The organism is Spirosoma arboris, from assembly GCF_009754945.1.
Classification (GTDB): domain Bacteria; phylum Bacteroidota; class Bacteroidia; order Cytophagales; family Spirosomataceae; genus Spirosoma; species Spirosoma arboris.
Genome location: NZ_WPIN01000024.1, coordinates 26,217 through 51,708, shown reverse-complemented (window position 1 = coordinate 51,708; position 25,492 = coordinate 26,217). Strand labels below are relative to the sequence as shown.

Annotated in this window: 18 protein-coding genes; 11 read left to right on the top strand and 7 right to left on the bottom strand. The window is 46.7% G+C overall.

Features of this window, described 5'->3' with window-relative positions:
- The first annotated feature begins 26 nt into the window (after positions 1 to 26).
- From GO755_RS36430 to GO755_RS36415, 4 genes are all read left to right on the top strand, one after another.
- Positions 27 to 1,385, top strand: coding sequence for a TolC family protein (locus GO755_RS36430; protein ID WP_198175038.1), 1,359 nt, complete (start codon positions 27 to 29; stop codon positions 1,383 to 1,385).
- Between the two features lie 9 nt (positions 1,386 to 1,394).
- The gene (locus GO755_RS36425; RefSeq protein ID WP_157590370.1) at positions 1,395 to 2,498 is read left to right on the top strand and encodes an efflux RND transporter periplasmic adaptor subunit; all 1,104 of its coding nucleotides are present in this window, start codon (positions 1,395 to 1,397) and stop codon (positions 2,496 to 2,498) included.
- A gap of 13 nt (positions 2,499 to 2,511) precedes the next feature.
- Positions 2,512 to 5,661 (top strand): efflux RND transporter permease subunit, encoded by a 3,150-nt coding sequence (locus GO755_RS36420; protein ID WP_157590369.1) that lies wholly within the window; start codon positions 2,512 to 2,514, stop codon positions 5,659 to 5,661.
- Positions 5,662 to 5,846: 185 nt separating this feature from the next.
- Positions 5,847 to 7,322 carry a hypothetical protein gene (locus tag GO755_RS36415; RefSeq protein ID WP_157590368.1) on the top strand — a complete coding sequence of 492 codons (1,476 nt, stop codon included), beginning with the start codon at positions 5,847 to 5,849 and terminating at the stop codon, positions 7,320 to 7,322.
- A gap of 13 nt (positions 7,323 to 7,335) precedes the next feature.
- Here GO755_RS36415 and GO755_RS36410 read toward each other — a convergent pair whose 3' ends face one another.
- Together GO755_RS36410 and mdh are read right to left on the bottom strand one after the other, a co-directional pair.
- Positions 7,336 to 7,782 carry a DUF2846 domain-containing protein gene (locus GO755_RS36410; protein WP_157590367.1) on the bottom strand — a complete coding sequence of 149 codons (447 nt, stop codon included), beginning with the start codon at positions 7,780 to 7,782 and terminating at the stop codon, positions 7,336 to 7,338.
- A gap of 178 nt (positions 7,783 to 7,960) precedes the next feature.
- Positions 7,961 to 8,902, bottom strand: a complete 942-nt coding sequence (gene mdh / locus GO755_RS36405; RefSeq protein ID WP_157590366.1) for a malate dehydrogenase — start codon at positions 8,900 to 8,902, stop codon at positions 7,961 to 7,963.
- Positions 8,903 to 9,089: 187 nt separating this feature from the next.
- Here mdh and GO755_RS36400 point away from each other — a divergent pair, with 187 nt between their 5' ends.
- From GO755_RS36400 to ruvA, 5 genes are all read left to right on the top strand, one after another.
- Positions 9,090 to 9,551: a YkvA family protein gene (locus GO755_RS36400; protein ID WP_157590365.1), complete on the top strand. Its 462-nt coding sequence runs from the start codon at positions 9,090 to 9,092 to the stop codon at positions 9,549 to 9,551.
- Between the two features lie 143 nt (positions 9,552 to 9,694).
- Complete coding sequence (locus tag GO755_RS36395; RefSeq protein ID WP_157590364.1) at positions 9,695 to 9,898, top strand: Sec-independent protein translocase subunit TatA/TatB; 204 nt, start codon at positions 9,695 to 9,697, stop codon at positions 9,896 to 9,898.
- A 166-nt stretch (positions 9,899 to 10,064) separates the two neighbouring features.
- Positions 10,065 to 11,519 (top strand): Asp-tRNA(Asn)/Glu-tRNA(Gln) amidotransferase subunit GatA, encoded by a 1,455-nt coding sequence (gatA, locus tag GO755_RS36390; RefSeq protein WP_317166030.1) that lies wholly within the window; start codon positions 10,065 to 10,067, stop codon positions 11,517 to 11,519.
- A gap of 97 nt (positions 11,520 to 11,616) precedes the next feature.
- Positions 11,617 to 13,173: a lytic transglycosylase domain-containing protein gene (locus GO755_RS36385; protein WP_157590363.1), complete on the top strand. Its 1,557-nt coding sequence runs from the start codon at positions 11,617 to 11,619 to the stop codon at positions 13,171 to 13,173.
- Positions 13,174 to 13,332: 159 nt separating this feature from the next.
- Complete coding sequence (ruvA, locus tag GO755_RS36380) at positions 13,333 to 13,926, top strand: Holliday junction branch migration protein RuvA (protein WP_157590362.1); 594 nt, start codon at positions 13,333 to 13,335, stop codon at positions 13,924 to 13,926.
- Positions 13,927 to 13,989: 63 nt separating this feature from the next.
- Here the strand turns inward: ruvA and GO755_RS36375 are convergent, their stop codons facing one another.
- Together GO755_RS36375 and GO755_RS36370 are read right to left on the bottom strand one after the other, a co-directional pair.
- Positions 13,990 to 14,310 carry a hypothetical protein gene (locus GO755_RS36375; protein ID WP_157590361.1) on the bottom strand — a complete coding sequence of 107 codons (321 nt, stop codon included), beginning with the start codon at positions 14,308 to 14,310 and terminating at the stop codon, positions 13,990 to 13,992.
- 327 nt (positions 14,311 to 14,637) lie between these two features.
- A complete protein-coding gene (locus GO755_RS36370; RefSeq protein ID WP_157590360.1) occupies positions 14,638 to 16,887 on the bottom strand; it encodes a S9 family peptidase in 2,250 nt (749 codons plus the stop codon).
- Between the two features lie 166 nt (positions 16,888 to 17,053).
- On the opposite strand from GO755_RS36370, the gene GO755_RS36365 reads away from it, so the two are divergent.
- Together GO755_RS36365 and GO755_RS36360 are read left to right on the top strand one after the other, a co-directional pair.
- Entirely contained in the window at positions 17,054 to 20,233 is a 3,180-nt protein-coding gene (locus GO755_RS36365; protein WP_227687230.1) for a SusC/RagA family TonB-linked outer membrane protein, read from the top strand.
- Between the two features lie 2 nt (positions 20,234 to 20,235).
- Positions 20,236 to 21,546 (top strand): RagB/SusD family nutrient uptake outer membrane protein, encoded by a 1,311-nt coding sequence (locus GO755_RS36360; protein WP_157590359.1) that lies wholly within the window; start codon positions 20,236 to 20,238, stop codon positions 21,544 to 21,546.
- Positions 21,547 to 21,641: 95 nt separating this feature from the next.
- On the opposite strand, the gene GO755_RS36355 is transcribed toward GO755_RS36360, so the two are convergent.
- The 3 genes from GO755_RS36355 to GO755_RS36345 form a co-directional block, all read right to left on the bottom strand.
- On the bottom strand, positions 21,642 to 22,721 hold the full coding sequence (locus GO755_RS36355) for a Gfo/Idh/MocA family protein (RefSeq protein WP_157590358.1): 1,080 nt from the start codon (positions 22,719 to 22,721) through the stop codon (positions 21,642 to 21,644).
- A 15-nt stretch (positions 22,722 to 22,736) separates the two neighbouring features.
- Positions 22,737 to 23,768: a galactitol-1-phosphate 5-dehydrogenase gene (locus tag GO755_RS36350; protein ID WP_157590357.1), complete on the bottom strand. Its 1,032-nt coding sequence runs from the start codon at positions 23,766 to 23,768 to the stop codon at positions 22,737 to 22,739.
- Between the two features lie 70 nt (positions 23,769 to 23,838).
- A complete protein-coding gene (locus GO755_RS36345; RefSeq protein ID WP_317166029.1) occupies positions 23,839 to 25,434 on the bottom strand; it encodes an McrB family protein in 1,596 nt (531 codons plus the stop codon).
- Positions 25,435 to 25,492: the final 58 nt, after the last annotated feature.

The following is a 25,492-nucleotide window of genomic DNA, read 5'->3' as shown; positions in this document are numbered from 1 at the left end:
CTTAGATTTTATAAACAATGAAAAGCATGAAGCATACTACGCTAATGCTACTGACGCTGGGCCTGCTAGCCAGTTGGGCCAGCGCACAAAATGCGCCATCGGGAGGCTACACCCTGGCGCAATGCGTTGAGTACGCGCGGGTCAATAATCCGAACATAAAAATTGCTCGTGTAAATGAGCAAATATCAGTTGCCCAAACGCAGCAGGTTATTGGTAAAAATCTTCCACAGGTGTCGGTATCGGGCTCGTTGCTGGACAACGTTAAGATTCCAGTTCAGTTGTTACCTGGTGAGTTTTTTGGCCAGCCCGGCACTTTTCTTCCTGTTCAATTTGGTACACAATATAGTTCTACGTTAACTGGGCGTGTCGATCAAAAAATCTTTGATCCGTCATTTGGGTTGGCCCTGAAAGCCGCTAAAATTTCGACACAGGTGAAGGCGCAGGCTACACTTCAGGCCGAACAGACGCAGGCGTATAATATTGCACGAGCCTATTACCAGACGTTGGTCATTGATTTACAAAAACGATTGACCATTCGGGACCTGAATTCGTCGGATACGCTGTTGCGGCAGGAGCAGGTTCGTCTAAAAAACGGAACCACGCGCGAGATCGATTTTGGTCGTATCCAACTGAATCGCAACAACCTACAATCGCAACTGGAGCAGGCTAACCGGAATTACGAACAGGCCATTAACCAACTGAAATATCAGATGGGGATGCCGCTTGCCGAAACGCTGACGCTTCAACCACTGGAGGTTGAGAAGGAATTGCAGGTAAATGAATTGCCAATGGCAGACGGGCGTTTCGTTGAAAATCGCCCTGATTTTAAGCAGTTAGTCCTAAACACGGAATTGCAGGATTTAAATCGGCAGTCGAATAACCGAGGCTATTATCCGTCGCTGGGTTTTTATGGAACGTACGCTACCAATGCTCAACGACAATCGTTTAGCTTTTTCGATGGTAGTCAATCGTGGTTCAAAAGCTCGACAATTGGCCTGACTCTCTCCTGGACGCCCTTCGATGGTAATCAACGGAAATACCGGGATCGCGAAAATCGATTGAACCTGGAATCACTTCGACTGCAACAAATTCTGGCGCGTGAGTCGGCACAACTGAACCTGAGTAACGCACAGGTGAGCTATCAGAATCTGGTGATCGACATTCAACGGGAACGAGATAACATAACGCTTGCCCGCAAAATTCTGACGGTTACAGAACTGGAATACAAGGAGGGAATCGCGACGTCGGTAACACTAATTGATTCCAAAGACGCGCTGACCACCGCTCAGAACAATTTGGCCAACAAGCTAATTAGTTTATATCAGTCCCGCTTAGACTACGAAAATTCACAGGGAACCATACTTCAATACGTCACTCAAAAATAGACAGTTACCATGAAACGAATACTTATAATTGGAGCGGTAGCTGCCTTGATCGCGCTGATTGCTTTCCGATTGATAAACAACAAAAAAGATATTGAGGCCGCTAAAACGTCGTCAGTGCAATTCCAGACAACGCCTGTTGTGGATGTGCAGCCAGTTGCCTACGAGCGTCTCGATCAAAACCTATCTTTGCTGGGAACGATAGCCGCCCAGAACGAAGGAGACATCATCGCCGAAACGCGCGGTAAGCTCCAGAATTTTAAACTGTTGCTAGGCACCTATGTTAAAAAGGGACAGCAAGTTGGCTATGTTCAAGACCCTGTACAGGGTGTCGTTGTCGAAAATAACGAGACAGCAGTTGCCAACGCCAAACGTGAAATGGAGCGTTACGAGCGACTACTACAAGGGGGAGCCGTAACTCAGGAAGCATACCAGAAATACAAAGATCAGTACGCAACCGCTTTGTTGAATACAAAACAGCAACAGCGTGTACTGGGTAACGGAGCCGTTATCGCACCCATCAGTGGGTATGTGTACGACAAAAAAGTGGAGAACGGCGAATATGTGGCCATTGGAGCGGTGATTGCATCAGTTATTAATTTACAGGATTTGAAACTGGTGGTTAATGTACCGGAGCAAGCCGTTTATCAACTTAAACTTGGCGATAAGGCGTCTATTACGGCTCAGGCGTTTCCGGGTGTAACATTTTCAGGATCTGTGCATTACATCAGCCCAAAAGGAGATGATTTGCACAACTATCCAGTTGAAATCTATCTGAGCAACAACAGTAAAAATCAATTGAAAGCCGGCACCTTGGCCAATGCAAACTTTACGTTTAAACAGGGTATCAATGGGTTGTTTATCCCGCGCCGGGCGTTGGTTGGCGGAGCTGATAGTGCGAGTGTGTACGTCGTACAGAACAACATAGCCCGCTTGCGTAAAATCCGGCTTGGCTACGACAGCGGTGACCAATATCAGGTTCTTGATGGCCTGAAACAAGGCGAGCCAATAGTTGTAAATGGCCAGTTAAATCTGACCAACGGAGCTAAAGTAACTGTCAATAAGACAAACTCAGCTCAAGGTAAAGCGGATACATCGGTAGCGGTCAATCCTTAACAACAAACTACAAATGTCAGTAACTGAAGTAGCCATTAAACGCCCGACGCTGGTTGTAGTGGCTTTCACGATCCTGGGTATTTTGGGATTTATCTCGTATAAAAGCCTGAACTATACCCTATTGCCAAAATTCGATGCGCCCGTTGTAACCGTCATTACAACCTATCCAGGTGCGGCTGCCGGGGAGGTTGAAAACTCCGTAACGCGTAAACTGGAGGATGCGGTATCATCACTCGAAAATCTGAAAAACATAAGCTCAACCAGTCAGGAAGGACTTTCGATTATTCAGATTGAGCTGTCGGCCAGTGCCAATGCCAATCAGGCTTTGCAGGACGCCCAGCGGAAAGTCAACGCGGTACTCTCACAGTTACCCGATGAAGTAGAGTCACCAACGCTGCAAAAATTCTCGACTGATGACGTGCCCGTCATTCGAATGGGTGTTCGGGGGAATCTGGAAGCGACTAAACTCTACGATTTAGTTGATGATCAGATTCGAACGCAGTTGACAAAAGTAGACGGAGTGGGACAGGTGACACTAACGGGTGGGCGCCAGCGCGAAATCAAAATTGGTGTTGACCCGAACAAACTCAAACTATATAATCTCTCGCTGGCGCAAGTAACGCAAGCTGTGAATGCGGCTAACCTCGATTACCCAACGGGTCGTATTGAAACCGATCAGGCACAATATGCTATTCGTCTGGCAGGTAAGTTTACCGACATTAATCAGATTCGAAATGCGGCCCTAATTACGTCGACGAACGGAACGAACGTTGTGTTAAGTGATGTGGCCACTGTAACCGATGGTGTTGCCGACGCCACGACTATTAACCGGATTAACGGACGTGAATCCATTGGTATCTCGATTCAGAAACAGACGGATGCGAATGCGGTGGAAATTAGTCAACAGGTGAAAAGTATTTTGGGTGGCATCGAAAAGCAGTACGCCAACATTGGTCTGAAATTCGAAATCACCAGCGACTCATCGACCTACACACTGGCCTCTGCTGAGGGTGTTATTTTCGACCTTGAGTTTGCCGTTGTGCTCGTGGCCCTTGTGATGTTGTTGTTCCTGCACAGTATCCGAAATGCCTTTATCGTCATGGTATCGGTACCGGCCTCCATTATTTCGGTATTCGTGCCGATGTACCTGTTAGGCTTTACGCTTAACCTGATGACGTTGATGGCCTTATCACTGGTGGTTGGTATCCTGGTCGATGACTCGATTGTGGTATTGGAGAACATTTACCGCCACCTCGAAATGGGTAAAGATCGGCGAACCGCTTCACTCGATGGTCGGAATGAAATTGGGTTTACTGCGCTGGCTATTACGATGGTAGACGTGGTCGTGTTTCTACCACTCGTATTTGTACAGGGGCTGATTGCGAACATTATTCGGGAGTTCTCGCTGGTGGTTGTATTCTCAACGCTCATGTCGCTGGCGGTGTCGTTTACCATTACGCCGTTGTTGGCTTCGCGTTTTGCTAAAGAAACAGACCTTAATGGGCCTGGCCTTGGCAAACGATTCCTGAAATGGTTTGAGGGACAATTCGATTCACTTAAACACGCCTACGCTCGCCTATTAACCTGGGGTCTTCATCACAAACGCTGGGTATATATTACGGCTATTACCCTCCTGATTGCCTCATTCGGCCTGGTTGGCGGTGGATTCATCGGAACAACCTTCTTTCCACAGAGTGACCAGGGCGAATTTATCGTGCAAATTGAAGGAGAACCTTTCAATAGTCTGGCTGAAACGAATCGTATCTGTCAGAAGATTGAAAAGCAACTGATGAGCAACAAGCTGGTCACGAAAGTCAATAGCAACGTTGGATATTCAAGCGCGGCATCGGGTGGGGGATTAGGATCAACACCTTATCACAAAGCTGAAATTACGGTAACCATTGTACCTAAGCAGCAACGGACTATTTCTATTGAGAAATTTGCCGCTCAGACGAAAGCTGAAGTACTTAAAATACCCGGCCTGAACGTTAAATCGGCCCCGCTTGCCATCACAGGTGGTGCTAATGCTTCACCGATTCAAATTCTGTTACAAGGGAATTCCCAACAGGATTTACAGCAGGCTGCGGCTATTGTGAAGCAGATTGTGAAATCGGTAAGTGGAACGACCGACGTTGAGTTAGGCGTGGATGATCCTAAGCCTGAATTGAAAGTAAATCTCGACCGTCGCCAGATGGCTCAATACGGGGTCTCGGTGGCTAATATAGGCGCGACTTTGCAGACCGCCTTTTCTGGAAATACAGACAGTAAATACCGCGTCGGGAGCCGGGATTATGACATTCGGGTTGAACTCAACAAATTTAACCGCCAGAGTAAAGACGATGTTGGAAACCTGACGGTACCTGATGCAAAGGGGAAATTGATTGAAGTCCGACAGATTGCTAACCTCGAATTAGGTACAGGTGCCACGCAATTAACACGCTATAATCGGGTTGGCTCTTTGTTTGTCAACGCTAACGTAGTGGGTCGCCCAACGGGTACAGTTGGTACGGAAATCGACAATATTCTGAAAACGAAGCAATTGCCTGGTGGCGTTACCTATAAACTAAAGGGTGATCTGGAACGGCAGTCAGACGCGTTTAGTAGCCTCGGTATTGCACTGGGGCTGGCCATCACGTTTGTCTACTTGCTGATGGTTGCGCTATACAACTCGTACTTCCGACCATTTGTGGTCTTATTCTCGATCCCAATGGCCATTATCGGAGCCTTCCTGGCGCTGGCGCTGGCTGAGCAATCAATCTCCTTCTTCGTTATGCTAGGGATGATTATGCTGATTGGTCTGGTGGCGAAGAACGCTATTCTGCTCGTTGACTTTGCCAATCAGCAGAAAGAAGAAGGGAAGAATACTGTCGATGCCCTCGTAGAAGCGGGTCGTGAACGGATTCGCCCAATTCTCATGACGACCATTGCCATGGCAATTGGTTTGCTGCCAATGGCATTGGCTACAGGTGATGGGTCTGAGTCGAAAAACGGGTTGGCGTGGGTTATTATCGGCGGTCTGATTAGTTCGCTGCTCCTTACGCTTGTTCTTGTTCCAACGGTTTATTTAACCTTCGAGAATGCCTTTAATGGTATGCGACGTTTATATGGTCGATTGAGTGGGAAAAAAGAGAAGCCTGTACCAGCCAACCCAGCGAAAGTATAAATAAGCCGAGCACATACAGTAAAAAGCCGCCTATATAGTAAATAGGCGGCTTTTTTATAGCCAATCTCCATTAGAAAAGTACAATTCCAATAGGTTATATTGTAAATTTAATTCAAATTTAATTAAATATTTAGTTTAATATAATCATCTACATAGTTTTGTGCCGATACCAAAGAATCAATTAGATGAATAAAACTCTGACGATTGGCTGGGTAGGTGCCTTGTTGATGACTAGTCAACTGACATTTGCTCAACACTCCGTTACATTGTCTGCTGATACGACAAAGCCGTCTGCGCCGGTTATTCTTATCTCTGGACCGATAATTGTCAATGAGCCAGTTTCTCCCAAACCAGCTCCCGAGAAAAATGAATTGAAATACAATCTGAACGAATCAGGAACCCATTTTTTTAAGGCTACATTTCTAAACCAAGCCTGGCTTCAATGGAATCGGAGCAACCCTGGCTCAACGGTTATAGGCGTACCCAAAGACAATACCTTCTCCATAGGCTTGCGCCGGACCCGCATGCAACTATTTGGTCAAATCAGTGACCACCTGTTCGTATACTTTCAGTTTGGGATGAATAACTTCAACTACCTGAATGGTGGATTTAACCAAACTGCGTCATCGCAGCGGAAAGTACAGGCGTTTTTTCACGATGCTGTTGCCGAATATTTAGTATTCAAGAATAAAAATTACCTGAATATTGGAGCTGGTCTAACTATCGTGAATGGATTGTCGCGGTTTAGCGCACCCAGTGTGGCGACAATTATGAGCATGGATGTGCCTGTTTTTGCGCAAGCCACCACCGACCAAACCGACGAGTTTTCCCGCAAATTGAGTGTGTATGCACGTGGGCAGATTGGTCACCTCGACTATCGCATAGCTATCAGTGATCCATTCCCAATTCAAACCAATGGATTGGCATTGCCGACCTATGGCCCTAATTCCATATTCGCGTTGAAAGGCCAGGAGAAGCAGTTTCAGGGTTTATTTATGTGGCAATTCTTCGATAAAGAAGCTCATCAGGCGCCGGGTTATAACACGGGTACTTACCTGGGGTCGAAGAAAATCTTTAATCTGGAAGCTGGATTTATTACGCAGAAAAGCGCTACGGTATTTGTGCCTGCTGCCGGCGACACCATTTATCAGGCTATGAACTTGTGGTCAATCGCATCGTTCCTGGATATGCCGTTGAATAAGGCAAAAGGAACGGCCATTAGCGCATATCTTGGCTATTTTCATACAGATTATGGTACCAACTATCTACGTTTCAACGGCGCAATGAACCCAGCTAGTGACATTCCAATAACACAACGTCCAGGTAATTTGGGCGGTACTCAAGGAAACTCCTTCCCTATGTTTGGTACAGGTAGCGTTGTTTATGGTCAGTTTGGCTACCTGATGAAACGGGATCTATTCGGTGTTGGCAACGGTACATTGATGCCCTATGTACAAGCTCAGATTGCGAACTATCAGCGGGTAACAACTACACTTGGTGTGTATAACCTTGGCCTTAATTACCTGATTAAAGGCCACAACGGAAAACTGACGCTCGATTACCAGAATCGACCTTATTACGAGCCATCGTCGGGTACCTCACAAATTTCTGCGGGCGGTCGTCGTGGTCAGTTAATACTTCAATACCAGATTTTTATTTAATCGACCTGATCCCTTACTTATCCATTGTTTCCTGGCAAGCATCGACAGTCATGTCTTTCATATCACGTTTGGCTGTATTCTCTGTCACTTCCGACAACTCCAGTCGAGTGCGGGTAATACTCGATTTCTGATCGCCTTTTACGTAGTAGCTTTTTCCTGCTTCAACCTGCATGTCAAGGCCAGTTTCTTTCTTAAATACTTCTATGCCACCTCGGTGTGCTGTTAATGACAATGCTCCTGGTTTAGCTTTGTATTCGATGTACCGGTTATTGCTGAGTTTACATATTTTTTCTCCATTAGCGAAAATCGCATAATTCAATCCTGCTCCGAAAAATTGACCACCCCGGTAGATATACACGGTAGCAAAATCAGCACTGGCGCTGGTAGTAAGTGAATCGCTTCGAAATGCAGCACTCATCAGGCTTAAGCCAATAAGAATAAAAAGGAACGGTGATTTCATTGTTTTATACACATTAGATTGAGTAGTGAATCAAATAGGTCTCCTCAAAAGTAGGTTTTATAAACTGAGATTGCATTAATGCATTGTGATGAAACGGTATTATTGCTGGTTGGATTGAGAAAATCAAAAAGCCGATCGTTCTGACCGGCTTTTTGATATATAATTTATAATCTGGATACTAAACGCCAATATTCAGTGTGCTTAGTACACCGTTCATATTCCGAACAGCATCAGCCGATTTATTGAAAGCAGCCTGCTCTTCGTCGGTCAGTTTGTAGTCAATAATTTCTTCCCAGCCATTTTTACCTAAAACAACAGGTACGCCCAAACAAATATCCGATTGACCGTATTCGCCCTCAAGCAGTACGCAGGAAGGAATTACGCGCTTCTGGTCGCGCAGAATGCTCTCAACCATGTAAGCACCAGCGGCACCCGGCGCATACCAAGCCGACGTACCAATTAGACCCGTCAAAGTAGCACCACCAACCATAGTATCAGCAGCTACTTTTTTCAGCGTTTCTTCATCCAGGAAATTGCTTACGGGTACGCCAGCTTTAGTTGCCAGGCGAGTCAGAGGAATCATAGTTGTATCACCATGACCGCCGATAACCGACGCCTGCAAATCGTTTGGCGAGCAGTTCAGGGCCAGCGACAGATACGTTTTGAAGCGGGCTGAATCCAGCGCACCACCCAGACCAATAACCCGATTTTTTGGCAGACCCGACGATTTCAACGCCAGGTATGTCATCGTGTCCATTGGGTTCGAAATGATGATGAAAATTGCGTCGGGTGAGTATTTCAGAATGTTTTCCGTAACGCCTTTTACAATGCCTGCGTTGATACCAATGAGGTCTTCGCGGGTCATACCAGGTTTGCGGGGTAAGCCCGATGTAATTACGACAACATCCGAACCCGCCGTTTTTTCATAATCGTTGGTAGAGCCTATCAGTTTAATGTCGCAATCGAGCAATGTCGATGCCTGGAGCATATCGAGGGATTTACCTTCGCTGATGCCTTCTTTTATATCTAGGAGAACAACTTCGTGGGCGAGTTCCCGGCGAACAATGTTGTCGGCGCAGGTGGCTCCAACCGCCCCGGCACCTACTACGGTAACTTTCATACAGTATTCGGAATTAAAGGGTTAACAAACGACCGCAAAAGTACGTCCCCGGCTCAAGACAAACCAATAGCCGCCAGAATAAAACTTCTGGTTCGGTTCGTACGTTTATAGTAGGAATGAAAATTGTTAGATACGTACCATCCCTTACTTTGTTAGTCTGGCACTCTCCGGAATGACAAAAAATTCAATGAAAAACAGCAGTCTTATATCCAGGATTCTATCCTCCATCTTTTTTAAGCGGGCCAGCGACGGTGCCGCTCGCTACGCCCGTAATACGCGTAGCCTGTATGAACTGATCAGGGAGGCTATCGAGAAGAGCGGTGGCTTATCGGGAGCAAACTTTACTGCTTTTCGCGAGCAGTTGGGCGTTGTTACTCGACTGTTAAAAGCCTATGCATCAGGTGAGTATCGCCAATTGCCCTGGAAAACACTGCTTCGAATGATTGCCGTGTTGATCTATTTTGTGTCGCCTATTGATATTTTACCCGATTTCCTGCCAATTGTAGGATTGACAGATGATATTGCGCTCATGTTCTGGCTATTCAATGGAATTAAAGAAGACATTGATAAGTTTCGGGAATGGGAATATACGGCGACCAATCCACGGCAGGGATCATCCCGCCCGGTTGAGACTATTAAAATAGGGTGAGTATAAAGTTAAATGTTCTAACTTGAAACATTAAACCTGAAACGTGAAACCAAACTAGGCATTAGCGCGTAAGTTTCACTACGTTTTAATAGATTGTACGAGAGAGTTTTGTTAATTTTGCATACATTCAAATTCCAGAAATCATGGTATTGGCAAGCATTTTTGCAATTATGGGTTTGGGCGGTCAGGAAATGATCTTTATCTTCCTGGCATTGCTCCTGTTGTTCGGCGCTAAGAAAATTCCCGAACTCGCACGGGGACTCGGTAAAGGCATTAAAGAATTCAAAGACGCTACCAAAGACGTTCGCGAGAATATCGAAGAAGGTCTGAAAGAGTCGGAGAAATAAGTTAAGTCATGTTAGATGGCATGGCAGCAGACAATCAGGCGGTACCAATCTGGAACCGCCTGATTGTCTGTTTTTATTAGTTTAGGGTTTAGGAGGTCGGCTTAGTGCAGTTAAGATTCGCACTATAAACCGAATGCTATAAACCGAATACCGTAAATTATTTTTTGTGACTCCCTATCGTAGCTTTTCCGCTGTTCAGGCCGATCTTAAAAATGGCACCACTACCTGCCGCCAACTGGTAGAGCAGTATCTCATCCGCATTGATGAACACCGCGACCTCAACGTATTTACCGAAGTTTATGCTGATGAAGCTCGTCAGCAAGCCGATGCCGTTGATCAAAAATTAGCATCTGGTCAGGGAGGTCGTTTGGCCGGAATGGTCATTGGTATAAAAGATGTCCTCAATTATACAGGACATAGCGTTCGGGCCGGAAGCCGGATTTTAGACAATTTTACCGCTCAATTTACCGCAACAGCTGTACAACGGTTGCTGGACGAAGATGTCATCATCATTGGTCGGCAGAACTGTGATGAGTTTGCCATGGGCTCCTCCAATGAGAATTCAGCCTTTGGACCTGTTCGCAACGCAGCCGATACCAGTCGAGTGCCGGGTGGTTCGAGTGGTGGTTCAGCAGTGGCTGTACAGGCTGGACTTTGTTTGGCAAGTATCGGTTCTGATACGGGTGGATCGGTTCGGCAACCGGCCGCTTTTTGTGGGGTAGTTGGTCTGAAACCTACCTACGGACGCATCAGTCGTTGGGGGCTAATTGCCTACGCATCTTCCTTCGATTGCGTTGGTCCCATTGCTAACAATGTCGATGATGCCGCTCTGCTACTCGAAATAATGGCGGGCCCCGATGAGTTTGATAGTACTGTATCGAGTGAGCCTGTTTCTGCTTACTCCCAGACAACGCTTCCTGACCGGTCAGCCGGTGCGGGACCCTTACGAATCGCTTATCTGCGGGATGGTGTCGAGAGTGCAGGTGTAGCCAAGAGTATTCGGGAAGCTACCCAGCGTAAAATTAACGAATTGAGGGCTGCTGGGCACACAGTAGAACCTGTTGATATTTCCCTTTTAACATATCTTCTTCCAACTTATTATATTCTGACCACTGCTGAAGCGTCGTCAAACCTTTCTCGTTTCGATGGCGTACGCTATGGATACAGAAGTGCATCGACTAATAAATCAGCAATGGACGTATCCACACCGGACCTTTTGACGTTGTACAAAAAAAGCCGTACAGAGGGATTTGGTGCTGAAGTTCGTCGGCGGATTTTACTTGGCACATTTGCGCTGAGTGCCAGCTATTACGACGCTTATTATACCAAAGCCCAGCAGGTTCGGCGGTTAATTCGGCAGGAAACGGAGCGCCTGTTTGAGCAATATGACTTTTTGCTTTCGCCCACGACGCCTACACCTGCGTTCAAATTGGGTGAGAAGACAGATGATCCGCTGCAAATGTACCTCGCCGATATTTTCACAGTCCAGGCGAACGTAGTGGGTTATCCAGCCATATCGATTCCAAATGGCGCAGACGCTGAGGGTTTACCGATTGGTTTGCAATTAATGGCCCCCCCTTTTGCTGAGGGTAAATTAGTAGCATTGGCAAAGACTTTGTAGAATATATATGATGTATGATGTAGGATATATGACGCATGCTACGATAAAAATACATCATACATCCTATATTATACATCATATATAAAGTGAAACCTATATGAACTACCTGAACCGTAGCCTGTTGAGACTGGGGCTGTTGAGTGCGGTAGTGGGACTGGCAACAGTGACCCATGCCGAGACTACGATTCAATTGGACAGTACAATCGTAAAGAAAGATACGCTGGCCTATGTACCTAGCGTGCCTGACAGCCTGATTCGGGAACGGCTGGCGAAGTTACAGAAAGACATTCCGCTGAATTACCACAAAGCGGTGCAGGCCTATATTGATTATTTTACGTTCCGCAGGGCGAGTTACACCCAGACGATGCTTGAGCGGATGCCCCTTTTCTTTCCGCTCTATGAGCGAATGCTGAAGCAATATGGGTTGCCTGATGAACTGAAATACCTGTCTATTGTTGAATCTGCCCTGAATCCTCGTGCTATTTCTCGGGCTGGTGCAGGTGGATTGTGGCAGATTATGCCCGGTACAGGTCGCGATTTGCGCTTGTCGCAGGATGATTATGTAGATGAGCGGATGGACCCCGTAAAAGCTACAGAAGCTGCCTGCAAATACCTCCGGGATTTATATAACATCTTTGGCGACTGGGAAATGGCAATGGCAGCCTATAACTGTGGACCAGGGGCTGTAAAACGGGCTATGCGTCGGTCCGGAGGCAATTCGTTCTATACCATTTATGATGCTTTGCCCAAAGAAACCCGTGGCTATGTGCCTCAGTTTGTGGCGTTCACTTATCTGATAAACCACGCCGGAGATCACGGGATCGTGGGTGAAAATTTCGAGTACCCAATTCCGCACGATACTATTCAGGTAAGCGGTTATTTTAATCTCGAAACGTTTGCCAGGCATAGCACAATGGCACTGGCCGACCTGCAGAAAATGAATCCGGCCATTACAACAACTATTCTTCCAGAATCTACCAAACGATATCCGCTCCGGGTACCAAGTGAGCAGTATGACTATTTTGCGTCTCATCGTCAGACTATTCTGGATTCGGCCAGTCGAATACCAGGAAAAATGGAGCATATTTTGCTAGCTAGTGCCGAAAATGTTCGGTACGGAGCTGATTCGATGGGAGCGTGGACGGCGTTGAATCGGAATCCGCTGGCCAACATAAGTTTGCAGGAAGCTCCTGTTCAGGCTGCTCAACTTGCCGTAGTCGAATCGATTGATGAACCTGAGGATGACATTGAAACAGTCGTTATGCGGAAACCCCGCAAACAGACGTATGTAGTTAGAAAAGGCGATAACCTGACGGAGATTGCCGATCGCTATAATGTTGAACTCTATGATCTGAAACGCTGGAATCACCTGCGATCAACCAAGATTCAGAAAGGGCAGAAGTTGACAATTTTGAAAGAAGTTGCCGAAACCCGAGCTGAACGACTGGCCAATCAGGGAACGGCTAAAGGTCGTAAGAAAGCAGAAGTTCTTGCTAAATTGAAACATTACAAACCCCGTTATCATCGGGTACAAAGTGGCGATACACTCTGGAATATTGTTCAGCGGTATGACCTGACCATTGACCAGCTAAAGAAAATGAATCATATCAAGAGCAATGCGCTTCGGCCCGGCCAAAAACTGATTGTTGGCTAATTATTTTTTCAAGTTCCATGTTGAGCGCTTCAGTTCGAACTTGGAACCTGAAACTTGGAACAACTAATACATGCCCACGATTTTAGTGATAAAGTCGTGGGTTTTTCGTATCTTTATCTATACATAACACGCTTAAAAACAAGCCTTTCCAAACCACGAATGATCGCTTATTTAGACGGAACGCTGTCCTATAAAGAACCTACGCATACCATTATTGACGTACACGGAGTGGGCTATATGGTCCATATTTCTCTTCAAACGTATGCTGTTCTGCCCGGTGGTGGCGACCGAATCAAATTGTTTATTCATCATCTATTTCGAGAAGATTCTCAGTCTCTATATGGTTTTGCCAATGCCGATGAAAAATCGCTATTTCTGGATTTAATTGCTGTTTCTGGCGTTGGTCCGAACACGGCATTGGGAATGCTCTCTGCTATGCAGCCAGGCGATTTGCGGCTGGCTATTTTAGGAGAAAATGTTCGGGCGGTGCAGGCGATTAAAGGCATTGGTGCTAAAACGGCCCAACGCATCATTCTCGAACTGCGCGACAAAATGAAAAAATCGGGGGTTGTACCCAGTGGACCTACTTATCGCCAGTCGGCTGTCGATCCTGTTCGCGAAGAGTCGCTGGCTGCTTTAGTGGCGTTAGGTTTTCCCAAACCAACAGCAGAGAAAAGTGTGGATGACGCACTCAAAGCCGAGCCTACTTTATCTGTTGAGGATGTGATTCGGCGGGCTTTGCGGACCTCATAAGGAGAAAACAAAAAACGTGGCCTCGATTAATCGGACCACGTTTTTTGTTTGTTCTATCTAGCGCTAATCGACCCCAGCGGCCTTCTTGGTTTTTGCTTTAGCTACTGCTTTTAGTTCTTTAGCTTCTCCTTTCAATTCTTTCTTTTCAGCCTTTTCCATTTTCCGATCAGCTTTGGCCATTCTCGTTTTTGGATCAGAAATACCTTTGACCTCTAAACCTTTGTGTGTCGCAGCTTCCTTTCTGTACTCATGAGCCTTAGCCACTTTCTTTTCAGCCTTCATTTCCTTTTTAGCTGCTTTCCCTTCCTGAACAGCTTGAGCAAACCCAAATTGTGATACGGTTAGCAGGCTGCATAGTGAAGCAGCAATGATTAACTTTTTCATAGCAGTTGATTGTTTAATAACCTACCTACGAATTCGTAAGTAATTACAGAAATAACTAACAAGGGATTGGTCGCTTTGTTTTAAAAGTAATAAATCGATTAACAAATAAAATCGTCAAATGTATAGATGATATTAATATTATGTATTTTATAAATTCCTGATTATGAGATAATTGTCTTGTTGGATTGTACTGATTAACTAACCTTGAATTACTTAGTATATTTTACTGGACATAAGCTGGGTACTGACTTCTAGATATAAGTAATGATGAAACGAGGTAATAATTGAAAAATGAAAAAGCCTGACAAATGCCAGGCTTTTAATGACCTAATTTAACGGGCTGCTTTTTAAATACGTTTCTAAATAATTGGTGTATTGCTGGTACAAAAGCAACTGCGTCCCTGCGCTATAGGCTACTCCGTGTGCGCCAGGTGGATAGATCCGCAGATCGGCGTCTTTACCCGCATCTTCCAACGCGTTCATAAGTTGAAATGTATTTCGAACATGTACGTTTTCATCCATTGTTGAGTGAGCAATGAACATTTTTCCTGCCAGGTTTTTGGCATAAGGAGATACCGCACTGGCTTTATATTTCTCCTCGTTTTCAGGCAACAGGCCCATGTATCGTTCGGTGTAAATGGAATCATAAAGACGCCAATCTGTGACGGGAGCCCCTACAATTGAAACTTTGAAAACGCCAGGATGAGTCAGCATGGTGTAGCTACTCATATAGCCACCGTAGCTGTGCCCCCGAATGGCCATTCGATTGCCATCTACCCAGGGTTGTTTAGCCAACCAGGCGGCCGTTTCGGCAAAATCCTGACTTTCGTATTTGCCTAATTTCTCATAAACGATTTTCTCGAAATCGCGTCCATACCCACCGCTGCCCCGATTGTTAACGCTTACGACCACATAGCCCGTTTGCGCCAGCCACTGATGCCAACCTGTTGCACCCCAATCATTGTATACAGACTGAGCACCTGGCCCGCCATAAATATCAATAACGACAGGATACTTTTTAGTGGCCGGGCCGCCGTTGCGGTCGAAATCAATTGGTTTGATAATTGAGATGTCGATTTGCTGGCCGTCAGAAGTCGTAAAGTTAGCTAGCTCTTTGGGCGCATAGTCATGACTTGCTACGTAATCTGACACATTCTTGTTGGTTTCCAATGCCTTGATCAACTGCCCTTTTGTATCGCGCAGTTCGACCTGGGTGGGTGTCGAAATATTGGAGTACTTATCAATGAAATATTGACCATTGGGGGAAAAGTTCACCGTATGCCGACCGGGTATGGTTGTTAGCCGACGCTTGTTTTTGCCATCCAGATCAGCCACAAATAACTGCCGTTCCAGGGGTGACGCTTCTGTTGAGGTGAAATAGACTTTCTTTGCTTTTGGATCAATGTGGTGTACAAACGTGACTTCCCACTTTCCGCTTGTGACTGCATTGAGCAACTTGCCAGAATAGTCGTAGCGGTACATATGTGAATACCCATCCCGATCAGATACCCAGTAAAACTCCTGAATACCAGCCGGGAAATAGATCAGGTGATTGATGCCCGCAAAGAAATCGAAGATGTCAATCCAGGTGGTCGAGGTTTCTTCCATAATCTGCCTGGCATCACCTGTCCGGGCATTCGCCATAAACAGGCGCAGGTGATTCTGCTTACGATTTAAATGCATCAGCGCGATCTTACCCTCCTGCGATGTCCAGTAGATACGAGGAATGTAGCCGTCCCCCAAATCAACTTTCATCCATTGCTTACTTTTATTCGCTATCTCGATGACTCCAATACGAACCGTTGGATTCTGATCGCCAACGCGCGGGTAGGGGAGAGAGTCAAATTTCTCATCGAAGCCTTTATAATCGGTTAGTTTATAAATGGGTACCTGCCGTTCATCAGACTGCCAGAAGGCGATAAATTTGCTATCCGGCGACCAATCCCAGGCTTGAGCCAATCCAAATTCCTCTTCATAAACCCAGCCAAAACGACCATTCAAAAAGGCCGCTTTCGCATCGTCGGTTAGTTGCGTTTCTTTCTGAGTAGTAAAATCAAAAACAAATAGATTCCCGCCACGCTCATAACCCACTTTTTGACCATCAGGGGCTAACTCAGCCGTTTGAGCATCCCTGGCGACGAGCTTCAGGCTCTTATCGGCTACTGAATAGACGTAGTAATCAGAGACGCCTGACCGCCGGTAAACGGGTCGAAAATTGCGCTGAAACAGAATATTCTTCGAGTCTTTCGACCATTGAAACGAGCCATAGGCAAAGGGTTTGTCGGTGCCGGGGAATTTTAGCTGACTACCGTCAAAAATCACCTCTTCTTTCTGGTCTTTGGGCGACAGCGTTTTGATCGTGTTCTGACCATCTATGAAGGAGAATTTACTACCGCCCTCAATCCAGTTTACGCTTCGTGGACCCTGCAACCCATTCAATTGCCCGCCTGAAAAAACGGCTTGCTGAAGATTCGTATACCGTTGTTTGGATTGCGCCAGGGCAACTTTTGGAGTAGCCAGACGAGTGATCAGAAGAGCAACCAATAAGAGCTGCCCGAATAGTTTTCGATTGATCATGAAGTAGAGTATGACTTATAAAAGATTCAAATTTACTAAAAAAAGACATTTTGTTTTTTTAGAATGAAACCAACTTAAGGCATGGTTTCCCTAGGCATTTATCACTACATTTCGTAATTAAATGGATTATGTTTTCATTAACTCACCCACAAATTAATTCGTACCTATGACCAACAAATACTCTCCCGTTATCCGACAATTTTGCTTGCTCTGGCTAACGGTTCTGCTTTGTACAACAGCATTTGCGCAAGGCACTCGCTACACGATAAAAGGGCGTGTTACAGACCCCGAAAAGCTGGCGCTTCCAGGCACGACAGTGGTTATTGTCGGCACAACAGTTGGTACCACATCTGATGGAGACGGCAACTATACGCTTCCGGTAACGCTTAAGCCCGGCCCTGTAACAGTAGCTTTTACCGCTATTGGATACGAAACGCTGCGCCAAAACATAACGCTGGGCAATGCCGACGAGGTGACAGTAAATGCCCAGTTGGTGGCAGCCGCTACGAATCTTGATGAGGTTGTTGTAACGGGTTCCACCTTGTCAGCACCTAAACGCGAATTAGGAAATGCCATTAGTACGATCAAAGGGGCAGACTTGTTACAGTCTGGTTCTGGCAACCTGATCAACTCATTGCAGGGAAAAGTGCCAGGTGCACAGATTACCCAGAACTCAGGCGATCCAGCGGGCGGAATCAGCATTCGGTTACGTGGGATCAAGTCGCTGGTTGGCTCGTCAGACCCACTGTATGTGGTTGATGGAGTAATCGTGAGTAACGCCAGCACCAACGTATCGCAGCTTGCACTGGCCAATGACGTAGGTAATGCCAACGTTGGCCAGAACCGTTTGTCTGATATTAACCCGGATGATATTGCTACCATCAACGTGGTGAATGGTGCGGCTGCGGCTGCCCAATATGGTTCGCGGGCGGCCAATGGCGTGGTTATTATCACGACAAAGCGGGGGCAGACGGGTAAACCACAGGTAACGTTTACGACTTCATTCAATGTCAATGAATTACGCAAGAGTGTGCCTGTTAACACCTATGGCAAGCAATTCGGGTTTGCTTCTCTTCGACTTTATCCGATTGGCGTTATTACCCCCGCTCAGGTTACAGCTAACCCAGGTACAACCACAACGAACATCTATCGGGATGGCGCGTATTCGGCTTTGGCAACGAATTTGGTTGACGTACAGCGGTACAATTATTTCGACCAGATTTTCCGGACGGGATACGGAACCGACAACAACCTGTCTATTTCGGGTGGTCGTGATAACACACAGTATTATGTGTCGTTTGGCTATTTGAAAAATCAGGGGATTATTAAAGACACGGATTTCACGCGGTATAATCTCCGCGCTCGGGTTGATCAACGGCTAACCGATTGGGCTAAAATTTCGGTTGGTTTGAGTTATGCTAACAGCTTTTCCAACGAAAAAGCAAATGGCAACGTCTTCTACAGCCCGATCAACTCGGTCAATATCACGAACAATATCTATGACATTACCCAACGTGATGCTGCTGGAAACTTACAGGCTGTTGAGCCTACACGTGTAAACCCGCTATCAACGATCGAAGACATGAAGTTTTCGCAGTCGGTGAGCCGGACCATCAACAGCCTTCAGTTGAATCTGACACCGTTGCGGGGCTTGAGTGTTGACTATATTGTGGGGGTGGATGCATACTCGCAGTTTGGTAAAAACTATATTCGTCCGTATCCATACCAGGCCATTGCTGGGTTACCAGCCGCTCGCTATCCGGGTGGATTTGCCGCTACGGCTACCAACCAGGTATTGCAATTCAACAACGACCTGAATGCGCAATATGAAAGGCAGTTCAACGATAAGTTTAAATTGAACGCAGCGATCGGATATAGCTACCAGTATTTTCAAGCTGATTACTCCATCAACAGCGGGCAGAATTTGTCGCCCTTTATCGAAACCGTTAGTGGGGCCAGCAACACTACCTATTCAGTGGCGTACAACTTAGATCGCTTTAGTTTGAGTGGTTTATTTGCGCAGGCAACTCTTGGTTATAAAAACCTGGCGTTCATTACCGGAGCCGTCCGTCGCGATCAGTCGTCGAAATTCTCTCCAAGTCAGACCAACCAGTATTATCCCAAGGTAAGTGGTTCATTCATTGTGTCGGACCTTGATTTCTGGAAAAATCTGTCGTTCAGCAATGCCTTCAATAGTTTGAAACTGCGGGCTAGCTATGGCGAAGCAGGTAACCTGTCGGGTATTGGTTCGTATGCACGCTTCTATCAATTTAGCCCCGTAGGTTTCCTGGGCAAGAATACCGTAACACCAGGTACACAGTTAGCTAACCCTGACGTACAGCCTGAGCGCATGGCAGAACTTGAAGGTGGTGTCGACCTGGCATTTCTGAATGGTCGTATTAGCGTAGGTGCAACGGCTTACCATCAGAAAATTACCAACTTAGTCGTGAACCGAACACTGGCACCAACTACGGGTGGTACCAGTATAGTCAACAATGTTGGATCGATGGAAAACAAAGGATTCGAGATTGTTTTAGACGCAACACCTATTAAAACCAAAGACTTCAGCTGGGATGTTACCTTCATTTACAATCACAACCGCAATAAAGTCCTTGATCTGGGTGGCTTACCAATCATCAACCCTGACGCTTCCTCGGCCTCAGGATCGCCAGTTAACTTAATTGTTGGCCAGCCAGTTGGTGTGTTTTACGGCACTGCCTATGCGCGCAATTCAGATGGTACGCTGTTGCTTTCGCCATCTGGCTTCCCCCAATCTGAACGGGCTGTTGGGCAGGCTAATGGCGCTGTTACGTATGTGGCAGCACGTAATTCAGATGGTACGCTGGATGTTACCAAGCCAACAGCCAACGCCATTATCGGTAATCCCAATCCAAAATGGACTGGGTCGTTCAGTACAAACCTAGCCTACAAAAAACTGTCTCTTCACATACTTCTGGATATGGTTCAGGGGGTAGACGTCTTCAATGCGGATAAGCGGACGCGCCAGGGTGTTGGTTTAGGTGACTATGCGGAACAGGAATTGCGGGGTACGCTCCCACGCGGATACATCTTCGGTGTTTATAATACACAGGAGTTCCGTGTTGATCCAGGTTCCTATACCAAACTGCGCGAAGTATCGCTCAGCTATACACTACCACAGTTTATTAAGGGGCTTAGCCGTTTGACGGTATCTGCCGTAGGACGCAATCTGTATTCGTGGGATAAATACACCGGCTTCGATCCCGAAACCAACGCGGGTGGCAACAACGACCTGCTACGAGGCATGGACTTCGGAAACGTCCCTATTCCACGTACCTACCAGTTTAAACTAGCCGCGACATTCTAATTATGAAAAAGATACTCATACCAATTCTCCTCACAGGCCTGATTTTGACACAGGTTGCCTGTAACAAGGAATATCTGAATCCTAGCACCATTAGTCAGTCGCAGGCGGTTAGCTCGCCCGATGGCTTGATGACACTTGCTAATGGATTGCAATACCGGTACACGACTGGTGCAGCCGGGAGCGTACTCTATGCCAGCACAGCTGGAGCAGGGTTGACAACCAAAGAGGAATTTGTCTTGAATGCTGGTAACCTCGATGAAGTCAATCTTACAGTTGGCGCTGGTAATGTCAGCAATATCAATAGTGTTGTCGTTAACCTCTGGACAAAGAGCCACTTGGTGCGGGCGAATGCTGAATTGATTCTGGCAAACACGGGCGTCGTATCGGATGCGGGCACCAAGAGTGGAATTATTGGCTATGCATCTATCTTCCGGGCATTGTCGCTGGGAACGCTTGGACAATTTTTCGAGCAGTCGCCTGTTACTACAGGCACTAACGTTCCCTTTGTTCCTCGGATCGATGTATTTAAGTCTGCAATTGCTACACTCGAAACGGCTGCTACGCAGGTAGCAAGCGCACCGGTATCAGCTGATTTTGCAGGTAAAATTGTGACAGGGATTGATATCCCAAATACAATTCAGGCGCTAATTGCCCGCTACGCGTTATTTTCAGGTGATTACGATAAAGCACTTGCCGCAGCGGCCAAAGTTGACCTGACGAAAAAGTCGGTTTATAATTTTGACGACAACACGCGTAATCCGTTGTTCGAAGCCACGTTTGGTAACCTGAACGTGATTCAGCCGACTAATGCTAACCTAGGTCTGACAGGCGCGATTGCCCCAGATCCAAACGACAAGCGGCTTGCCTTTCTGACTAAACCCAGCACCAATACGGCTGTGGCACCTGTAATTGCAACGGCTTTCTACACAGCCAATAATGCGGCTGTTCCGGTTTATTTGCCAGGTGAAATCCTGTTGATCCAGGCCGAAGCCTATGCGCGTAAAGGTGATCTGGCTAATGCAGTAGCATCGCTGAACAAAGTGCTGACCAAAACGGCCGCTACGGATGCGTTCGGACTAGGCGCTGGCCTGACTGCTTATTCGGGTGCGCAAACTGCCGACGCTATTTTGATAGAGATTTTCCGGAATCGCCAGATTGAGCTAGCGTATCAGGGTTTCCGACTGGAAGACAGCCGTCGGTTCAATCGGCCAGGCCCCGGCGCGACAGGATCAGAGCGAAATCGTAACTTCTTCCCGTATCCTCTGACCGAGCGTAATAACAACACAAGTACGCCAGCAGATCCAGCTAATTAAGTGGAATAGGTGTAATAGTGGAGTGGGTGAAATGAGTGGAGTAGGTTATACGCAATAACCTACTCCACTCATTTCACCCACTCCACTTACTTTTTCTATAATTTCACTGGTAAGCCCGTGCGGGTTGATTCGTAAATGGCCTGAAAAAGTGCGACGACTTTACGACCATCTTCGCCAGTAACCAGCGGAGGACGGTTGTTGCGAATGGCATCGCAGAATTCGGCAATCTGAATAGCGAAATAATAAACCGTCGCGTCGATTGTGTTGAAGAAAGCCGTGTCTTCAGCTATGAACGTTGCTAACTGATTTTCTTCGCCCGGTACTGTCCAGAGGTCATTGACTGGAGGATCGGTAATGCTTGACATACCGGCAATAAACAAAGCACCACCATCCGTCTGAACGCCTACCGATGCGCCATTTTCGCCATGCACATGGACTTTCCCGAAAATGCCAGGCTTCTGCGAATTACTTACAATGATATTGCCCAGGCTGCCGTTTTTGAATTTTACGATAGCTAGTGCTGTATCGTCAACTTCAATATAAGGATGATTCAGGTTACGCCAGACACCATATACTTCGTCAATATCGCCCATATACCACACTAATAAGTCCAGCTGGTGCGGTGACTGATTGACCAATACGCCACCGCCTTCTTTATCCCACGTACCGCGCCAATCGTCACTTTTATAGTATTCTTCACTACGCCAGCCAAGCATCTGAATGGTGCCAAGTACGGGCTTTCCAATCTTTCCGGAATCAATGGCTTCCCGAATACGCATGGATGGAGCATAGAATCGCCGTTGGCTGATAACACCGAGATAGCGATTATTACGTTTGGCCGCTTCGATCATGGCGTCGCAGTCTTCCAGGGAAGAGGCTAGTGGTTTTTCAACCAATACATGAGATCCAGCATTTAGGGCCGCTACAGTTGGCTCCCGGTGAGCAGGGTGCGTGGTGCAAACAAGACAGAGATCTACGTTTTCGCGATCAACCATGTCGTACACGTCACTATAGGCTCGAATACCGTATTGGTTCGCGAAGTCTTCGGCTTTTTGATAGGTCCGTCCATAAACGGCAACTAATTCGGCATCGGGTGTTTGTAAAACGGCCTGGGCGTGCAGGTGGGCCACTTTACCGGGACCAATAACGGCAATACGTATAGGAGTAGTAGGCATTATTTTTAACGCGTATTATGGTTTCAGAACTACCTTAATTAAGCCCTTTTCTTTATCATACAACCGCTTGAACCAGTCGGCACCTTCTTCCAGAGGAACCTCAGCACTGAGAATCGCTTCGACGTTCATGCGACCAGATGAAATCAGGGCCAACGCGGCTTCATATTCACCGTTGATGGCGCAGGAGCCCTGTAGTCGCAACTGACGTGTCACGACGGCTTGCAGCGGAATCTCAACTGTTGGAGCAAGATTGCCTACCAATGTGACAGTCGCCCCTTTTCGAACGCAGTCGATGGCCGTTTTAACGGTTGGTCCCGCACCGACTACTTCAAACGAAACGTCGGCCCCGCGTCCGTGGGTAAGCGCTTGAACTTGCTTGGCCAAATCACCACTTTTTGCATTAATTGCATGAGTAGCACCCAGCGTTTGCGCCAGTGCGAGCCGATCATCGTCCAGATCAATAGCGATGATCGTACCACATCCGGCCAGTTTGAGCGCCTGAATTATAAACAGACCAATCATGCCCGAGCCCACCACCACAGCTGAATCATTCACCTGAATTGGAGTCAGATTTAAGGCATGTAGCGCTATAGCTACTGGCTCAACAAGCGCTGCCTGAGTGAAGCTGACATTCTCGGGAATAGCGTATAGAATATGCTGAGGAACAGCCACGAATTCGGCAAATGCCCCCTGTCGTTTGAAGTCGGGCGTCGATACCCCTATTACTTCGCGACCATCGCTAATGTTATATTGCCCTCGGCGGCTATACCAGTCATCCAGCACATAAACTGTTGAGTCGAAGGTGACCCGGTCACCAGTGGCCCAATCGCGTACATCGGAACCTACTTCGACAATAATACCGCTGGCTTCATGGCCCATAACAATCGGTGGAATGCGTCGGCCAGAGCTTCCATCCATGCCGTGAACGTCAGAGCCGCAGATACCTACCGCTTGTACCCGCACAAGTACCTCGTTTGGCCGAATGGTTGGCCTGGGGACATCTTGTAAATCGAAATGATTGTATTCAGTAAGAACGAGTGCTTTCATGAGTAACGCGAGTGGAAACCCGCTTTAATAAGTATCAAAGTATTAAAATGCGGGTTTACTCCCACGCTACTTACAGTTTCTGATAAATTCTAATAAACGCTTCAATTGGTACCTGATCGTGATTTCCCTGTTGAAGGTTCGGATTGATTTCATAGGTCACCACTTCATCCATTGAATCGGGTAGTTCGCCGAATAACTTACTGGCGGCATTGGCCGTATATTTCTTTTTTGTCCAGACAAGCCGTTGGTCGGTTTCTTTGCCCCAGGTCGGATTGTCACCGAGGATTAGTTGAATTTTGGCCCAATCATTGAAAAAGTATTCCTGTAAGAGTGGGATAATCCGATCGCGGAAAGCGTCACATAATTCGGCATATGTTTTAACATTGGTCAAATAGGCATGTCCAATCTGATGGTCACGGTCGAGCAAGTATTCGATTCGTTCGTTTATCGTTCGTAACAACTGGGGTAATTCGATACCATCAATCTCACCCAGAATCGTTGGATCTGGTCGCATTTCGCGAAACGAAAATCGCCGACGTAAGGCAATGTCCAACAGGGCTATAGAACGGTCGGTGGTGTTCATTGTTCCTATTACAAACAGGTTGATAGGAACACCAAACCGCTCTTGCGAATAAGGTAACGTTAACCAGAGTTCGTTTTCAGCTCCTAATCGTTTATCGGCTTCGAGCAACGTAATCAAATCGCCGAACACACTGGCCACATTGGCACGGTTGACCTCATCGATGAGCAGGTAATGCGCTGGTGCTCTTTGTAATTTCTGACGACGATTGTCCGCCGAGTCATTCAGACAATCGGCTATTGTTCCATAACCCGCCTGCTGAATAGCTGATAGACAAGCCTTATAAAAAATACCCTTTCGGATTTTGTAGCTAATCTGCCCGTTAATGGCTTCCGGTCGAATGCCTTCAACAAACTCTTCGTAGCTGTATGATGGGTGAAATGTAATCAGACTTGCCCGGCCATTTTGATCACGTAAATATGGCTGCAACGCAAAGGTTTTTCCCGTACCTGGCGGGCCAAACAGAATCAAATTGAGAGGCTGTTTGGGAAGTTGCACCTCCGTTTCATACTCGGCTTCTGGTTCTTCAACCGCGTGTCCATTCAGGATTCGTTCTCCCAGTGTAGGGTCATCGGCTAACCGGATGAGTTCGCTCAGAAAGGCTTCGTCTTCGGCTGCCCGATACACATCGGCATTATGCCGGGCAAGATGTGGGCCGCGTTTGGTACTTTCAACCAACTCAAGCAGACAGTCTTCCCAACAAGTGCGCAAGACCGGCGTATAGAGCAAATGCACATTCGACTGACCGATGATAACTGCCAGATAATCTGATTTTTCAGTCAGTGGCTCGAAGACTAATTCCTCAATGTTTTTTAGTCGATCTTGATACGATTTTTTAATCGTTAAGTGATATTCAACTTCGCCCCGGCGGGGTTTTTGAATCCGTAACGCCTGATAGAAATTGATGTTCGCCGTAATTGACGATTTGTCCTGCTTCACCACAAAGGCCAGCCGGGCATCGCCATTAGGCAGGTTAACGATGTCGATCAAGTCTTTCAACAACCCAAAGAATCGCCGAACTGATTCGGCATGACCGATGTCTCGGATGCGTTCGATAAGAGGTTGTTGATAAGAATCAGTAAGCACGGGAAAAGGCTATGGTCGTCTGCGAATTTACGATTTTTTTCAGCGGTTTGTGATACTC

Excerpts from the sequence above, each read along its gene's own strand:
- GO755_RS36350 (WP_157590357.1), bottom strand. The coding sequence starts at position 23,768 with ATGAAAGCACTCGTTCTTACTGAATACAATCATTTCGATTTACAAGAT.
- GO755_RS36385 (WP_157590363.1), top strand. The coding sequence starts at position 11,617 with ATGAACTACCTGAACCGTAGCCTGTTGAGACTGGGGCTGTTGAGTGCG.
- GO755_RS36400 (WP_157590365.1), top strand. The coding sequence starts at position 9,090 with ATGAAAAACAGCAGTCTTATATCCAGGATTCTATCCTCCATCTTTTTT.
- GO755_RS36425 (WP_157590370.1), top strand. The coding sequence starts at position 1,395 with ATGAAACGAATACTTATAATTGGAGCGGTAGCTGCCTTGATCGCGCTG.
- GO755_RS36410 (WP_157590367.1), bottom strand. The coding sequence starts at position 7,782 with ATGAAATCACCGTTCCTTTTTATTCTTATTGGCTTAAGCCTGATGAGT.
- GO755_RS36430 (WP_198175038.1), top strand. The coding sequence starts at position 27 with ATGAAGCATACTACGCTAATGCTACTGACGCTGGGCCTGCTAGCCAGT.
- mdh (WP_157590366.1), bottom strand. The coding sequence starts at position 8,902 with ATGAAAGTTACCGTAGTAGGTGCCGGGGCGGTTGGAGCCACCTGCGCC.
- GO755_RS36415 (WP_157590368.1), top strand. The coding sequence starts at position 5,847 with ATGAATAAAACTCTGACGATTGGCTGGGTAGGTGCCTTGTTGATGACT.
- GO755_RS36370 (WP_157590360.1), bottom strand. The coding sequence starts at position 16,887 with ATGATCAATCGAAAACTATTCGGGCAGCTCTTATTGGTTGCTCTTCTG.
- ruvA (WP_157590362.1), top strand. The coding sequence starts at position 13,333 with ATGATCGCTTATTTAGACGGAACGCTGTCCTATAAAGAACCTACGCAT.
- GO755_RS36355 (WP_157590358.1), bottom strand. The coding sequence starts at position 22,721 with ATGCCTACTACTCCTATACGTATTGCCGTTATTGGTCCCGGTAAAGTG.
- GO755_RS36420 (WP_157590369.1), top strand. The coding sequence starts at position 2,512 with ATGTCAGTAACTGAAGTAGCCATTAAACGCCCGACGCTGGTTGTAGTG.
- GO755_RS36395 (WP_157590364.1), top strand. The coding sequence starts at position 9,695 with ATGGTATTGGCAAGCATTTTTGCAATTATGGGTTTGGGCGGTCAGGAA.
- GO755_RS36360 (WP_157590359.1), top strand. The coding sequence starts at position 20,236 with ATGAAAAAGATACTCATACCAATTCTCCTCACAGGCCTGATTTTGACA.
- GO755_RS36375 (WP_157590361.1), bottom strand. The coding sequence starts at position 14,310 with ATGAAAAAGTTAATCATTGCTGCTTCACTATGCAGCCTGCTAACCGTA.
- GO755_RS36365 (WP_227687230.1), top strand. The coding sequence starts at position 17,054 with ATGACCAACAAATACTCTCCCGTTATCCGACAATTTTGCTTGCTCTGG.